Consider the following 14,274-nt stretch of genomic DNA (forward strand, 5'->3'; position numbering starts at 1 on the left):
AATCGGCGGCATGCCGGATGACGACTGGCCCTTCGATCTCCGGATCGGCCTCGGCGGCGACGAAGGCGCTGATGCGCCGCGCCAGCGCGTCGGCCGTTTCGGCAACACGGTAGCGGCGGAAAATCACCGTGCCGCTCGCCGTCGACAGCGCGTGATAGCGCTGTCCACGCTCGGCCGCTGAAAGATCGAGCCCGGTCTCCTCCCCCACCTCGCGTATCATGTTGAAGTCGATATCGACCAGCCCGTCGCGAAAATCGACCGGCTCGAACGAGCCAGCGGCGAAATAGACGCGGCCGGCATTGACCGTGTGCCGGCCCATGCGGATCGCCACCAGCGCATTGTCCCCGGCGACCAGCATGGCATGCGCATAGGCGTGCTCGGCACCGGAATTCTCGCGTCGCTTACGCCACAGCATGAAGGTCGAATAATTGACCGCATGGCAGCGGCCGACGAGGCGGCTGTCGCGGTATGCCAGTTCGGAAAGCAGCACCACCGTGCCGTCGAACAGCGCCGGTTTGGCCGCGATCTCCTGGCGCCAGTTCTCAGCAATCGCTTCCGCATTGCTGACGGCGAAGGGGTGCGGCCCGGGATCGAGGCGGACGTCGACCGCATCGACCGGCAGGATGACGTTGCGGGGCAGATCGAAACTCAAAGGGTCACGCCATGTCCAATGTGATTGCCACGGGGCAATGGTCCGACGCTTTCGGCCTGTCCCAGCCGGCGCGCGGAAAGCGCTCGACCTCCTGGCCCGCCGGGAAGATGGTGCGCCAGGGCTGGCCGTTGCGGATGATGTCGGGCACGGCGGTCGCGTTCTTCGCCGCCAGTGCCTTCGACAGCAGGATGTAATCGAGCTGGCAGAGATGCCGCTCCTCCGGGCCGCGCGTGTGGTAGAAGCTCCAGCGGTCCATCTCCGGCCGCCGCTCGACGACATTCTCGCAAAAGCCGCCGGCGGTCAGCACGTTGATCGAGGACTGGGCTTCATCCACGACCTCGAAGCGATAGCCGTCGAAGCTGTCGCCCTCGATCCTGACACGCTGCCGGTAATCGTTCATATCGCCGCAGATCGCCCAGCGCTTGTCGGCGGCATGGTCCTTGCCGAAACGCTCCTCGATGATGCGGCGCACGGCCTGCGCCTCGGCCATGCGCAGCGGCATTGTCGCCTCGCGGCCGTCCAGCCCGTTGAGCGGCGAGCCCATCGACTTGAAATGCACGAGATAGAGTGTCAGCGGCACGCCGCCGACAGTGAGGTCGACCTCCAGGCAGTCCCGCCGAAAGATGCGATCGCTGGCCACATGCCCGAGCCCCGCAAGCTCCGGCGTGAAGAGGCCGAACCGCTCGAACGTGACATAGGCGTGGCTCGTCATGCGCACGAATTCGATCGGCTGGCCCTGCATGGTCTCGTTGCGCATCATCACCGCGACATCGATGCCGCGGGAGTCGTTGCCGGCCGTGGTGTATTTCTGACGGTAGCCCTGCCCGATCATCTTGAACAGATAGCCATATTCGAACGCCTTCAGCGCCTCGATATTGTCGACCTCCTGCATGCAGATGATGTCCGCGCGTGTGGCCGCGATGGCGAGCGCCGTCAACTGGCGGGTGTCGTCGGACTGGGCGATCGCGCGGGCCTGCTCGAGGATCCGGTATTCCGCCTCGCTCTGGATGTCGAACAGCGCCAGCGTGCGGTCTTCATTGAGCTGGTTGCGATAGCCCGAGAAATCGAACCTGTTCATCAGGTTCTCGACATTGAAGGTGGCGAGGCGGAGCGACATGGCGGTGACCTTTGCGCGCAAGCGAGGCCGAAAACAAGAGCCGGGCGTATGCTCGTCATGGTTGATGGAACCTTTCCGTTCATCTTCCGTTCAGACGAAAAGTTCCAACAATAGCCCATTCCCGGGGTGCTCTGGGCGTGGGGCCTTTACTCCTTGGAGAGTGAAATGAAACCGCTGTTTTCTTCCTTCAGATCCGGGCTTTTGGCCCTGGGGCTCGTTGCCGGCGTGACCGCGCCGTCGGTGGCCGGCCCGATCCTGCAGCCCGATTTCTCGACCGCCACCAGCGCGGTGGCACCCACGATCGTCCCCGTCCGCGACAGTTGGGCTGGCGGCAACAACTACTCGCCGCAGATGTATGACTGGCGCTGGCGGCGCGGCGGCGAGTGGCGCGGCCGCGATGTCAGACGCGACGGCAACCGGCACTTCTCCCGCAACTGGGACCGCAACTGGGACAGAGACAGGTGGAATGGCGATGGCGACTGGCGCTGGCGGCACCATCACCGCCGGCACTTCCGCGACAGCGAGGCCGCGATCCTGGGGCTGGGCCTTGGCCTTGGCTTGGGCAGCTTGGCCTACAACAATTACTACGATCCTTACTATTACGACCCCTATCCGCGCTATGTTCAGCCGCGGCGCATTTACCGGACGGAGCAGCTTTCCAGGGCCCATGTCCAATGGTGCTACGACCGCTACCGGTCTTATCGGGCCTGGGACAACACGTTCCAGCCCAACTACGGCCCGCGCCGGCAGTGCATTTCGCCCTATATCTGAGCGGCCTGCTGGCACAGAAACGGCGCCCTTCGCGGCGCCGTTTTATTATGCCGCAACCCTGTGCCGCGACCTTGATAACCCTAAATTCATCAGCGGCGCCTATTCATCCATGTCGGTGCTTCACATGCCGATTCGCAGCGAAAAATTCGCCAGAACGTACCCTGCAATGGCCGAAAACGAACTCAGAATCCAACGCCGCCAACGCGTCCTGAAGGGCGCGGCGATCTTGACCGGCATCAACAATTCCGAGGTGACGTGCACGGTACGCAACATGCATTCGAACGGCGCGGAGTTGAAAGTGCCGATCGACGCACGCGTGCCGGATGAATTCCTGCTCTATGTGCCGGTCGATGGCATCGGCTACAGGGCCGTGGTGCGCTGGCGCCGCGAGGACCGCATCGGCGTCGAGTTCACCGGCACCGAGCCCAAGCCACACTGGCACTACGGCTGAGCTGCGGCGGCACTGCCGTCGATCTCGCAAAGAAAAAGCCGGCGGATCGATCCGCCGGCTTCTCCGAGCATCTATGAAATTGCGAATTAGTTCTTGGCCTTGTCGACCAGCTTGTTCTTCGCGATTACCCGCGCGCCGCAGGGCAAAGCCCGAGGACGCGCAGGCAAAAGACGTGGATCGCCTCAGTTCTTCGCCTTGTCGACCAGCTTGTTCTTGGCGATCCACGGCATCATCGCGCGCAGCTTGGCGCCGACTTCCTCGATCTGGTGGCTGTCATTGTTGCGGCGGATGCCCTTGAAGCGCGCCAGGCCGGCACGATATTCCTGCATCCACTCCGAGGTGAACTTGCCGGTCTGGATGTCCTTCAGAACGCGCTTCATCTCGGCCTTGGTGTCGGCGGTGATGATGCGCGGACCCGAGACATACTCGCCCCATTCGGCGGTGTTCGAGATCGAGTAGTTCATGTTGGCGATGCCGCCCTCATAGATCAGGTCGACGATCAGCTTCACTTCGTGCAGGCACTCGAAATAGGCCATTTCCGGCGCGTAGCCGGCTTCCACCAGCGTCTCGAAGCCGGCGCGGATCAGCTCGACCAGGCCGCCGCACAGCACAACCTGCTCACCGAACAGGTCGGTCTCGCATTCCTCGCGGAAGTTGGTCTCGATGATGCCGGACCGGCCGCCGCCGACCCCGCAGGCATAGGAGAGCGCGAGATCGAGCGCGTTGCCCGAAGGGTCCTGGTTAACGGCGACCAGGCACGGCACGCCGCCGCCCTTCTGGTATTCGCCGCGCACCGTGTGGCCCGGGCCCTTCGGCGCGATCATGACGACGTCAACCGAAGCCTTCGGCTCGATCAGGCCGAAATGCACGTTGAGGCCGTGGGCGAAGGCGATCGCGGCGCCGTCGCGGATGTTCGGGGCGATTTCGTTCTTGTAGATGTCGGCCTGCAATTCATCGGGCGTCGCCATCATCATCAGGTCGGCCCATTTGGCGGCGTCCGCCACGCTCATCACCTTGAGCCCGTCTGCCTCGACCTTCTTGGCGGTCGCCGAGCCGGCTTTCAGGCCGATGGCGATTTCCTTGACGCCGGAATCCTTGAGGTTGAGCGCATGCGCCCGGCCCTGGCTGCCATAGCCGATGATGGCGACCTTCTTGCCCTTGATCAGATTGAGATCGGCGTCGCGATCGTAATAAACACGCATTTTGGTCTTCCTTCCCTTTTGAAGATCAGAGGGCCAGCGGCCCGGTTTTTGCTCCGAAGAGAGCGAGAAACTGTTGCGTCGCGCGGCGGGCATCGCCGCCGATCGTCGCCTCAGTCAATTCCACCTGGTCGCCAAGCAGCAGACGGATCTGCACGTCGCGGCCGACCAGGCCGAAAAAGGTCCGGAACGCCGTCTCGGCGTCCTCGAAATCGAGCAGCCCGGCTTGACGCCCTGCTTCAAGCACCGGCTTCAGCCGCCTGGCCAGCGCGAAGCGGCCATTCTGCAGCACAATGGCGCCGAGGTCATCCTTGCCGGAGCCGGCATGGCCGACCGCCACGCGGTTGAGCGCGATCGACGTATCGCTGGAGATCACCTTGAGCCAGTCAGAGGCGAAGCGTTGGAGGCTTGCCGTCAGTGACGCGAGGTCGAGACTCTTGCGATCGACCGGCGCCACGCGCACCTTGGAGGCCTGCCACTGCACCGTAGCGTTGAGCAGTCCGTCGCGGTCGCCGAACCATTTGTAGAGCGTTTCCTTGGAACAGCTGGCCCGCCGCGCCACCGCGGTCATGGTGACGTTGTCGCCCTCTTCCACCAGCAGGCGGAGCGCCGCGTCCAGAACGGCCTGCTGACGCTCCGTCAGCGTTTCGCTTGTGTCGATATCGGCGCCTGCCTGCAGCACGGTCTTTCCCGGTTTTCCGATAGCCCAGAGGCGTACCGTACGTTACGGTTCGGCTTATTGCGCATTCCTGTTTCCGATGCAAGGGGCTGCCGCGAAAAATGACCGGCGGAGCAGCGAGCCTCGCCAGCTAGTCGCTGGCCGGCGGATCGCGCAGCCGTCCGAGCAGGCTGGCCAAGGTCTTCAGGTCCTGGGCTGAAAGCCTGCCGTCCATTCGATCGGCGATGCAAGCGCCATAGACCGCCCAGATGCGGCGGCGCATCTCCCGGCCGCTTGCCGTGATGCGAACGGTCTGCCCGCGGCCATCGTCGGAGACGGGCAGCTTTTCGACCAGGCCATCCGCCTCCAGCCGGGCCAGCAGTCGTGAGACGCCGTACTGCGCCAGCAGCACGCGATCGATCAGCTCGAACGGCCTTAGCCCGCCCTCGCCCGCCTCGGCGAGTTCGTGCAGCACGTCATACCAGGCGAGCGGCGGCAGGCCGTTTGCCTTCAGCGCGTCCTCGGTCCTCTCGACCAGTTGGCGCGAGACCCGCACGAGGCGCGCCCAGGCTGCAATGGCTTCCGGCGATGGCGACGTCTTCGTCATCGGCGCAGCCTAGTCGATAGATGCAACTGCATCAAGCTTGACGATCGATGCATTTGCATCCATATAGATGCAATTGCATCAACAAGGAACTTTCTGATGAAACATGAAATCTGCAAGATCGCCGACATCCCGCAGGCCGGCAGCCTGATCGCGCACTTCTTCGGTCGCGAGGTCCATGTCTGGCGCAGCGGCGAACGCATCCGCGCCGCGGCCAATGTCTGCCTGCATTTCGGCGGACCGCTGGACTGCAAGGACGGCACGCTTGTCTGCCAATGGCACGGCGCGAAATTCGACATGGAAAGCGGCGAGCGTCTCGAAGGACCGGCGCCGAAAGGCTCGCGCCTGATGTTCCTGTCGACCCGCGTCGACGATGGCGCGCTCAACTATGTCTGGGGAGAGTGAGATGACCGAAAGGCTCACCCTCGTCAGCCATCACCTCTGCCCCTACGTCCAGCGCGCCGCGATTGCGCTCGCCGAGAAAGGCGTGCCGCTCGAACGGGTCAATGTCGACCTTGCCGACAAGCCGGAATGGTTCAGAGCCATATCGCCGCTCGGCAAGGTGCCTCTGCTCCGCGTGCGGCACGGCCACTCGGAGGAGGTGATTTTCGAATCCGCCGTCATCCTCGAATTCCTCGAGGAGACCGAAGCCAATCCGTTGCACCCTGCCGATCCGCTGGCGCGAGCCAGGCATCGCGCCTGGATCGAATTCGGCTCGGCCATCCTCAATGCCATAGGCCGCTTCTATTCCGCCGCCGACGAAGCTGCGTTCCTCCACGAAAGCAGAGGCTTGTTCGAGATGTTCGCTCGTGTTGAGGCCGAACTGCCGGCAACGCAAAGCGGCCCGTGGTTCGCCGGCGAGCGCTTCTCGCTGGTCGATGCCGTTTACGGGCCGATCTTCCGCTACTTCGACACCTTCGACCGCATCGGCGATTTCGGCATTCTCGACGGCAAGCCGCTCGTCCAGGCCTGGCGCGCGGCCTTGAGCAGGCGGCAATCGGTCAAGGAGGCGGTCGGCGCGGACTATCCGCGGCGGTTGCATGCCTTTCTGCAGGCAAAGGGATCCTATTTATCCGGGATCATCAGGCGGCAGGCCACTGAAACTCCGCAAGCCCGATCCGCCTGAACGGGTCGATGACCGTTCCGGCGACCATGGCGGCGAGGAATTGCGGCCCCGGCGGGATACACGCCAGCGCCGCCACCATGCGGTCGCGGACAAAGGGCAAAGCTGCGGAGTCCGACTGGTAGAACGGCGTCAGCGACAGTGACAATGCCTGGAACACGCGCACATGCCAACGGCGTGCGCTGGCATAAGTCGCCAGCGCGTCGTCGAGGCTGTCCGCCCGCGCAAGCGCATGGCTGAGCGCGGCGGCGTCGAGCAGCGCCATGTTCGCGCCTTGCCCGAGTTGCGGGCTGGTCGAATGCGCGGCGTCGCCGATAACCGCAAGCCGCCGGCCTGCCGGCAGTCTCATCGTGTGATGGCCGTAACGGGCGAGCGAGAGCTGCTCGAAACTGTCGATCTGGCTGGTGAAAACCTCGCATTCCGGCCAGACGGAAATCACTCTCGCCTTCCATGCTTCGAGCCCCTCGGCCTTCACTCGTTCGGCGTCGGCCGGCTTGAGGCTCCAGAAGAAGGCCGCCATGTCTTGCGCGCCAGGCTCCGGCCGGCCGATCGGCAGCACGCCGACCATGATGCTTGCCTTGTCGTAGCGCTGCAGCAGCGCGCTTCTGTCAAAGCCGCCCCGCCAGCCGAGCGACGCCCAGAACGCGCCATAGGCGAGCGGTCGCGGCATGGCGGCATCGCCGAGATAGTGCCGCAGTTTCGAGCGCGCGCCGCTGGCATCGACAATGAGGTCGAACGGCCCGAGCCGCTTGCCGTTGGCGCAGACCAGCGTCGCGCGCTCGGTCGTCTCCGGTGTCTCGACCTCGACATTGGTCTCGATGGCGATCGCTTCGCGCAAGGCGGCGCGATGGAGCACGCCGAACAGCGCCGCCCGATGCACCGCGAGGCCGAAGCGACGGCCGCGCCGCGCGTCGTAGCGGACTTCGAGCACCGTGCGCCCGGTCTGGGCGTCGGTGCCGTGCAGCCGCTCGATACGGCTGCCGAGCGAAAGAATGTCATCGAGCAGGCCGAGATCGGCGAGGACTGTCAGCCCGGTCGGCTGCAGGATGAGGCCGGAGCCGACAGGCTTCGGCGCGTCGAAGCGCTCGAAGATGGTGACCTTGTGCCCCGCCCGCGTGAGATAGAGCGCCGCGGCCAATCCGGCCGGCCCGGCGCCGGCAATCGCGATGTCGTAGGATCTGCTCATTGCCCGCCCAAGCCAAGCCGGCCGGACAATCTCCCAACACATCAGTCAAATCAAGCTGGCGCTTTGACGCCTGTCAGGCTTCAGCCGCGTCGAAAGCGGCACGTGCCTCGCGCACGGCGTCATGGTTGAGCTCGGCCCACTGGACCAGCATCTGCAGGGGCGCAAACATCGAGCGCCCGAGATCGGTCAGGCTGTATTCGACGCTCGGCGGCTTGGTCGGGAAAACTTCACGGTGCACATAGCCGTCGCGCTGCAGGTCGTAGAGCGTTTGCGTCAGCATGCGTTGCGAAATGTCGGGAACCAGCCGGCGCAGCTCACCGAAGCGGTAGGGCCTCTCTGCCAGCGCCATGACCAGCAGCGAGCTCCATTTGCCGCTGATGCCCTGGATCACGTCGCGGACCGGACAGTCGGCGAAATTGCCGCCGTTGGTCATCGCCTTATAGACCTCGAGCTTGGCTTTCAGATTGAAGATCTTGCTGTCCATTGCGATATCCGCCGATCGAAACTGAAGCATGTCTCCCGAAAGCGGGAACCGGGTTTCGGGTTAAGAACATGCGTAAGATCAAAACCTAGAGCGCGTGGAGCAAATCTGAAAGATCGCGACGCGCTTTAGGCCGGCAATGGTGGTTCCCTCGCCGTGCCTACCTCCCGAAAAACTGCCTTCTTTACGGCCCGAGGTCAATTCCTATTTTAGTGCTGGTCTCTTTTTGAGACTACCACTTGATCCGCCTTCGACGCAATTTTTCAGGACCCTCCCCATGACCGAAACCCTTCTCGTCACCGGCGCTTCCGGCCAGCTCGGCCGAGCCGTCATCAATCACTTGCTGGAGGCGCAGAAAATTGCGCCCTCGAGCATCATCGCCGCCACCCGCAACCCCGAGAACCTCGCCGACCTTGCAGCGCGCGGCATCGCCGTCAGGGCCGCCGACTTCAACGACAGCGCCTCGCTGGAGAAGGCGTTCGCTGGCGCCGACCGGGTGCTGATCATCTCGACTGGCGACCTCGATCTGAAGACTGGCCGCCGCCTGAAGCAGCATGAGACGGCCGTGGCCGCGGCCAAGGCGGCAGGCGTTTCGCATCTGCTCTACACCTCGATGCCCAATCCCGAGCCGGGCTCGCCCGTGCTCTTTGCCGGCGATCACTACGGCACCGAGCAGGCGATCAAGGCGAGCGGCATCTCCTACACCATCTTCCGCAACGGCTGGTATCAGGAGAACCTGTTCATGTCGCTGCCGCACGCCATTTCGTCGGGCAAGTGGTACACATCGGCCGCCGAAGGGCGCATCGCGCATGGCGCGCGCGACGATATGGCGGCCGCCATTGCCGCCGGCCTCGCATCCGGCTCCAAGGAAAGCCACATCTACACGCTGACCGGCCCTCAGGCCTATACGGTGGGCGAGATCGCCGCTCTGGTAAGCGAGGTGACCGGCAAGCCGCTGGAAGTCATCCAACTGCCGGACGAGGCGCTTACCGAAGGGGTGAAAGCAGCCGGCGTTCCAGAGGATTTCGCCCGCATCATCGTCTCCTTCGACGCCAACACCCGCGCCGGACGCATTGCGGAGGTGACCGATGCCGTCGAAAAACTCTCGGGCCGCACGCCCCGGACGCTGAAGCAGTTCCTAGAAGCGAACAAGGCTACCCTGCTCGGCTGAAGCCAGGCGCGCCTGAGAAGGCCCTCAGGCGCGCTTCACTTCGACTTCTTGAGCAATCCAAGCCGGACAAGGCTCTCAGCGGTCGCGACAAGCGCGTCTTCGCGTGATCGCGGCGTCCAGCCAAGCAAGCGCATGGCCTTGGCGCTCGTCGCGTTCCTGGCTTTGCCCAATTCCGTCACGATCTGAGCCGCCTGCCCGTCGAACAGCCCGGCGATCCGGACAAGCCAGTCCGGCAGCTCTCTTGTGGTAACCCGCGACGCCGCATTGCCGAGCCGCGCTTTCAGCGTCCGCGCGATCTCCAGCATCGTCATGAAATCGCCGCTGATGGCCAGGAACCGCTCGCCTTTGGCCGCAGGATTGGTCATGGCGCGCAGATGCAGGTCGGCGACGTCGCGCGCATCGACCACGCCGAAGACCATGCGGGGCAGTCCGGGCATCTCGCCATCCATCAGGCGCCTGATGAAATCGGTCGACGTCGAATGATCCGGCCCCAGGACCGGCCCGAAGATGCCGACCGGATTGACCACCGCCAGTCCCAGTGCGCCGCATTGGGTGGCAATAAAATCCCACGCCGCCCGCTCGGCGAGCGTCTTCGACTTCACATAGGCGCCGACCTTTTCCGAAAGGTTGGTCCAGTTCTCCTCCGTGAACGGACGTCCGACGACCGATGACTGGCCATAACCGACAGCGGCAAAGGACGAGGTGAGCACCACCCGTTCGACCCCGGCATCGCGTGCGGCCCACAGCACGCGCAACGCCCCTTCCCTGGCCGGGACGATCAGGTCGTCCTCATGCTTCGGCACGCCGGGCGGAAAAGGCGAAGCGACATGAAGGACGTACCGGCATCCGGCGACCGCCTCAGACCAGCCTTTGTCGCTCATGAGATCGGAATGGGCGAAGGAAAGCGCGTCGCCCGGCTCGGCGCCGCCGACCTCCAGCATCGCAAGAACATGGGTTTCGCGCCTGGCCGAGCGCACCGTGGTGCGCACGCGGTAGCCAGCGTTCAGAAGCGCTACGATGCAATGAGCGCCGAGAAAGCCGGATCCGCCGGTCACAAGCACCAACTCGCCGCTCATGCCCGCCTCCCTTCGGCACTGTTCCGACCGATGCGGCGCAGTCTGTCAGATGGCGACCTGCGTGCCAATCTCCACGACGCGTCCGGTCGGGATCTGGAAATACTCCGTCGCGTCCGCCGCCGTCTTGGCCAGGCCGATGAACAGCCGGTCCTGCCAGATCGGCATGCCGGAATTGGGTGAAGCCTTCAGCGAGCGCCGCGACAGGAAGAAGGACGTCGTCATGATGTCGAACTTCCAGCCCTGCTTGCGGCAGATGGCCAGCGCGCGCGGAATGTTGGGCTGCTCCATATAGCCGAAGGTCAGCGTCACGCGCATGAACAGTTCGTTGACCGTCTCCAGCTTGACCCGCTCGCTGTCGGGCACGATCGGTTGCGGCGCGGTCACCACCGACAGGATGACGTTTTTCTCGTGCAGCACCTTGTAGTGTTTCAGGCTGTGCATCAGCGCCGTCGGCGCGCTGAGCGGATCGCTGGTCAGGAACACGGCGGTGCCTGAGACCAGCTGTGGCTTCTTCTTCAGCAGGTTCGCCGCCAGGAAATCGAGCGGGATCTCGTTGCGGCGCGTCTTGTCGAATAGGTAGCGGCTGCCCCGCACCCAGGTCCACATGCCGAGGATGATGGCGAAGGCAACAGCGAGCGAGGCCCAGCCGCCCTCGAACACCTTGACGATGTTGGAGGCAAAGAAGCCAACGTCAATAAGCGCGAACAATGCCGTCAGCGCAACTGCCGGCCAGATGTTCCATTTCCAGATCCGAGTCATGACGACGAAGAGCAGCGTCGTCGTCACCAACATGTTCCCGGTCACCGAGATGCCGTAGGCCGAAGCCAGCTTGCTGGACTCCCCGAAACCGACCACCAACAGCATCACCACCAACGCCAGCAGCATGTTGACGCGCGGCATGTAAACCTGCCCGGATTGCTTTTCCGAAGTGTGCAGGATTTCGAGCCGAGGCAGCATGTTGAGCTGCACCGCCTGCCTGGTCAGAGAATAGGCGCCGGAGATCACAGCCTGGCTGGCAATAACAGTTGCCGCCGTCGCCAGCACCACCATCGGGATGAGCGCCCAGCCCTCGTTCATCTCGAAGAACGGATGGCCGACCGTGCCGCCCTTGGCGAGCACATAGGCGCCCTGCCCGGCATAGTTCAAAAGCAGGCAGGGAAACACAATCGCCAGCCATGCCAGCACGATCGGCTTGCGGCCGAAGTGACCAAGATCGGCGTAGAGCGCCTCGGCTCCGGTGACGGCCAGGAACACGGCGCCGATAGTGACAAAAGACACATCGGGTGAATTGATCAGGAAAGCCACGATGTAATGCGGGCTGATGGCCCACAGGATTTCCGGATCGTCGATGATGTGGTTGAGACCGGACAGGCCGATGGCCAGAAACCAGATTGCAGTCACCGGACCGAATACCAGACCGACGCCCCCAGTACCGAACCTCTGCACGGCAAAGACCACGGCGAGAATGACCAGCGTCAACGGAACGACGTAAGGCTGGAAGGCCGGCGTCACGACATTCATGCCTTCGACCGCCGATAGCACCGAGATGGCTGGCGTGATGACCGCATCGCCGAAGAACAGCGAGGCGCCGACGATGCCTATGGCCAGGATAATCGCGGAACGTGTAGCGAAACTGCTGCGCGCCAGCGCCATCAGCGACAGCACGCCGCCCTCGCCGCGGTTGTCGGCGCGCAGCACGAACATGATGTATTTCACCGTCACCGTTATGGTCAGCGACCAGATGATCAGCGACAGCACGCCCAGGATGTCGGCGCGGTTCGCGACATCACCGCCGGAAGAGGCGTGCAGCGCCTCGCGGAACGCATAGATCGGGCTCGTGCCGATATCGCCATAGACCACGCCGAGCGCGCCCAGCATCAGCACCTTGGTGCTATGCTGCTCAATCTCAGCGTGACTCGACTGGTCGGCGGGTTCTGCGTCTGCACCACCATTGGCGAGGGCCATGGACGACACTCCGATAAAACGCGCGGTGCTCTACGCTTGCTGCAGTGCAATATCAAGTGCCCTTGCGTGAGGGCTCCCATGCCGCCGGCGCACGGCTTTTGGTCTACGGACCGGCCCGCGTTTGTTCATCCGGCGCAAGCCGCTCTCGTTCAGATGGCCACTTGCGTGCCGATCTCGACCACTCGCCCGGTCGGGATCTGGAAATACTCAGTGGCATCCGCCGCCGAGCGCGCCAGGCTGATGAACAGCCGGTCCTGCCAGACCGGCATGCCGGAATTGGGTGAGGCCTTCAGCGAGCGCCGCGACAGGAAGAACGACGTCGTCATAATGTCGAACTTCCAGCCCTGCTTGCGGCAGATGGCCAAGGCGCGCGGAATGTTGGGCTGCTCCATGTAGCCGAAGGTCAGCGTCACGCGCATGAACAGCTCGTTGACCGTCTCCATCTTCACGCGCTCGCTGTCCGGCACCACCGGCTGCGGCGCCGTCACCACCGACAGGATGACGTTCTTCTCGTGCAGCACCTTGTAGTGTTTCAGGCTGTGCATCAGCGCGGTCGGCGCGCTTAAGGGATCGCTGGTCAGGAACACGGCCGTGCCCGAGACGAGCTGCGGCTTCTTCTTCAGGAGATTCGACGCCAGGAAGTCGAGTGGGATCTCGTTGCGGCGCGTCTTGTCGAACAGGTAGCGGGTACCGCGGATCCAGGTCCACATAATCAGCCCCATCAGACAGGCGACAGTGATCGAGACCCAGCCGCCCTCGACGATTTTGACGACATTGGCCGAGAAGAAACCGAGATCGATGACGCCGAAGAGCACCACCAGGGCCAGTGCGGTCGCAACCTGCCATTTCCACAGCCAGCGCATCACCACGAACAAAAGGATAGTCGTCATCAGCATCTCGCCGGTCACCGAAATGCCGTAGGCCGACGCAAGCGCGCTCGAGCTGCCGAAGCCGACGACCAGAAGCATCACGCCAAGCGCGACCAGAAGGTTGACCCTCGGCATATAGATCTGGCCGCTCTGCATCTCGGACGTGTGCTGCACTTCGATGCGCGGCAGAAGGTTGAGCTGCACCGCCTGCCTAGTCAGCGAGAAGGCGCCGGAAATGACGGCCTGGCTGGCGATGACCGTGGCCGCTGTCGCTAGGCCCACCATCGGCATTAGCGCCCATTCGGGCAGCATCTGGAAGAACGGGTTGGTCGGCTTGCCGCCATGCGAGAGCACGAAGGCGCCCTGGCCGAAATAGTTGAGCAGCAGGCAGGGAAACACGATCGCGAACCAGGCCATCACGATCGGCTTGCGGCCGAAATGGCCGAGGTCGACATAGAGAGCCTCCGCGCCGGTCACCGCCAGGAAGACCGCGCCGACGGTAACGAAGGCTCCGGTCGGCGTCGTGGCCAGGTAGTAGATCGCATAATATGGATTGATCGCCAAGAAAACCGACGGGTCATCGACGATGTGGTAGACGCCGGCCGCGCCGATCGCCACGAACCATGTCGCCGTCACGGGCCCGAACACCGCCGCCACCTTGCCCGTGCCGAAGCGCTGCACGGCGAAAAGCACCGCCAGAATGACCAGCGTGATCGGAACCACGAAGGCATCGAGCGCAGGCGTGACGACTTCCAGGCCTTCGACCGCCGACAGTACCGAGATCGCCGGGGTGATGATTGAATCGCCGAAGAACAGCGCCGCGCCGCAAATGCCGATCACCAGGATGAGCCTGGAGCCCGGGGGATAGGCGCTGCGCGCCAACGCCATCAGTGACAGCGTGCCGCCCTCGCCCTTGTTGTCGGCCCTGAGCACGAAGGCGACATACTTGAC

14 protein-coding genes and 1 pseudogene are annotated in these 14,274 nt (G+C 63.7%); 5 read left to right on the forward strand and 10 right to left on the reverse strand.

The genetic code is table 11. From position 1 onward, the window contains the following. A partial coding sequence (locus tag EOA24_RS10330) for a hypothetical protein (RefSeq protein WP_127409781.1) occupies positions 1–652 on the reverse strand: 652 nt, incomplete at its 3' end. Positions 653–656: 4 nt separating this feature from the next. Beyond that, entirely contained in the window at positions 657–1,769 is a 1,113-nt protein-coding gene (locus tag EOA24_RS10335) for an endonuclease/exonuclease/phosphatase family protein (protein ID WP_127409782.1), read from the reverse strand. A 165-nt stretch (positions 1,770–1,934) separates the two neighbouring features. On the opposite strand from EOA24_RS10335, the gene EOA24_RS10340 reads away from it, so the two are divergent. Together EOA24_RS10340 and EOA24_RS10345 are read left to right on the forward strand one after the other, a co-directional pair. Then, positions 1,935–2,540, forward strand: coding sequence for a BA14K family protein (locus EOA24_RS10340; protein ID WP_126082083.1), 606 nt, complete (start codon positions 1,935–1,937; stop codon positions 2,538–2,540). Positions 2,541–2,706: 166 nt separating this feature from the next. Continuing rightward, positions 2,707–2,991: a PilZ domain-containing protein gene (locus tag EOA24_RS10345; RefSeq protein WP_126060181.1), complete on the forward strand. Its 285-nt coding sequence runs from the start codon at positions 2,707–2,709 to the stop codon at positions 2,989–2,991. A gap of 182 nt (positions 2,992–3,173) precedes the next feature. On the opposite strand, the pseudogene ilvC reads toward EOA24_RS10345, so the two are convergent. From ilvC to EOA24_RS10360, 3 genes and pseudogenes are all read right to left on the reverse strand, one after another. Continuing rightward, positions 3,174–4,211: pseudogene (ilvC, locus tag EOA24_RS10350) on the reverse strand (ketol-acid reductoisomerase); the annotation flags it as partial. A 7-nt stretch (positions 4,212–4,218) separates the two neighbouring features. After that, on the reverse strand, positions 4,219–4,872 hold the full coding sequence (locus EOA24_RS10355) for a TetR/AcrR family transcriptional regulator (protein ID WP_126082081.1): 654 nt from the start codon (positions 4,870–4,872) through the stop codon (positions 4,219–4,221). A gap of 127 nt (positions 4,873–4,999) precedes the next feature. After that, positions 5,000–5,455, reverse strand: coding sequence for a MarR family winged helix-turn-helix transcriptional regulator (locus tag EOA24_RS10360; RefSeq protein WP_126082080.1), 456 nt, complete (start codon positions 5,453–5,455; stop codon positions 5,000–5,002). A gap of 96 nt (positions 5,456–5,551) precedes the next feature. Between EOA24_RS10360 and EOA24_RS10365 the strand changes: the two genes are divergently transcribed. Both EOA24_RS10365 and EOA24_RS10370 read left to right on the forward strand, forming a co-directional pair. Continuing rightward, positions 5,552–5,857: a Rieske (2Fe-2S) protein gene (locus EOA24_RS10365; RefSeq protein ID WP_126082079.1), complete on the forward strand. Its 306-nt coding sequence runs from the start codon at positions 5,552–5,554 to the stop codon at positions 5,855–5,857. A 1-nt stretch (position 5,858) separates the two neighbouring features. Continuing rightward, complete coding sequence (locus tag EOA24_RS10370) at positions 5,859–6,578, forward strand: glutathione S-transferase family protein (protein WP_189343103.1); 720 nt, start codon at positions 5,859–5,861, stop codon at positions 6,576–6,578. Here the strand turns inward: EOA24_RS10370 and EOA24_RS10375 are convergent. Together EOA24_RS10375 and EOA24_RS10380 are read right to left on the reverse strand one after the other, a co-directional pair. Beyond that, positions 6,535–7,761, reverse strand: a complete 1,227-nt coding sequence (locus tag EOA24_RS10375; protein WP_189343102.1) for an NAD(P)/FAD-dependent oxidoreductase — start codon at positions 7,759–7,761, stop codon at positions 6,535–6,537. The two genes, EOA24_RS10370 and EOA24_RS10375, sit on opposite strands and share 44 nt — an antisense overlap. 73 nt (positions 7,762–7,834) lie before the next feature. Further along, a complete protein-coding gene (locus EOA24_RS10380; protein ID WP_126082076.1) occupies positions 7,835–8,245 on the reverse strand; it encodes a helix-turn-helix domain-containing protein in 411 nt (136 codons plus the stop codon). 274 nt (positions 8,246–8,519) lie between these two features. On the opposite strand from EOA24_RS10380, the gene EOA24_RS10385 reads away from it, so the two are divergent. Beyond that, positions 8,520–9,413 (forward strand): SDR family oxidoreductase, encoded by an 894-nt coding sequence (locus EOA24_RS10385; protein WP_126082075.1) that lies wholly within the window; start codon positions 8,520–8,522, stop codon positions 9,411–9,413. Positions 9,414–9,448: 35 nt separating this feature from the next. Here EOA24_RS10385 and EOA24_RS10390 read toward each other — a convergent pair whose 3' ends face one another. The 3 genes from EOA24_RS10390 to EOA24_RS10400 form a co-directional block, all read right to left on the reverse strand. Beyond that, complete coding sequence (locus EOA24_RS10390) at positions 9,449–10,489, reverse strand: aldehyde reductase (protein ID WP_126082074.1); 1,041 nt, start codon at positions 10,487–10,489, stop codon at positions 9,449–9,451. Between the two features lie 45 nt (positions 10,490–10,534). Continuing rightward, positions 10,535–12,454 carry a potassium transporter Kup gene (locus tag EOA24_RS10395; RefSeq protein ID WP_126082073.1) on the reverse strand — a complete coding sequence of 640 codons (1,920 nt, stop codon included), beginning with the start codon at positions 12,452–12,454 and terminating at the stop codon, positions 10,535–10,537. Between the two features lie 149 nt (positions 12,455–12,603). Next, the coding region (locus EOA24_RS10400; RefSeq protein WP_133374489.1) for a potassium transporter Kup at positions 12,604–14,274 on the reverse strand (1,671 nt) is incomplete at its 5' end.

The sequence above is a fragment of the Mesorhizobium sp. M2A.F.Ca.ET.039.01.1.1 genome, from assembly GCF_003998035.1.
In the GTDB taxonomy this organism is placed as follows: domain Bacteria; phylum Pseudomonadota; class Alphaproteobacteria; order Rhizobiales; family Rhizobiaceae; genus Mesorhizobium.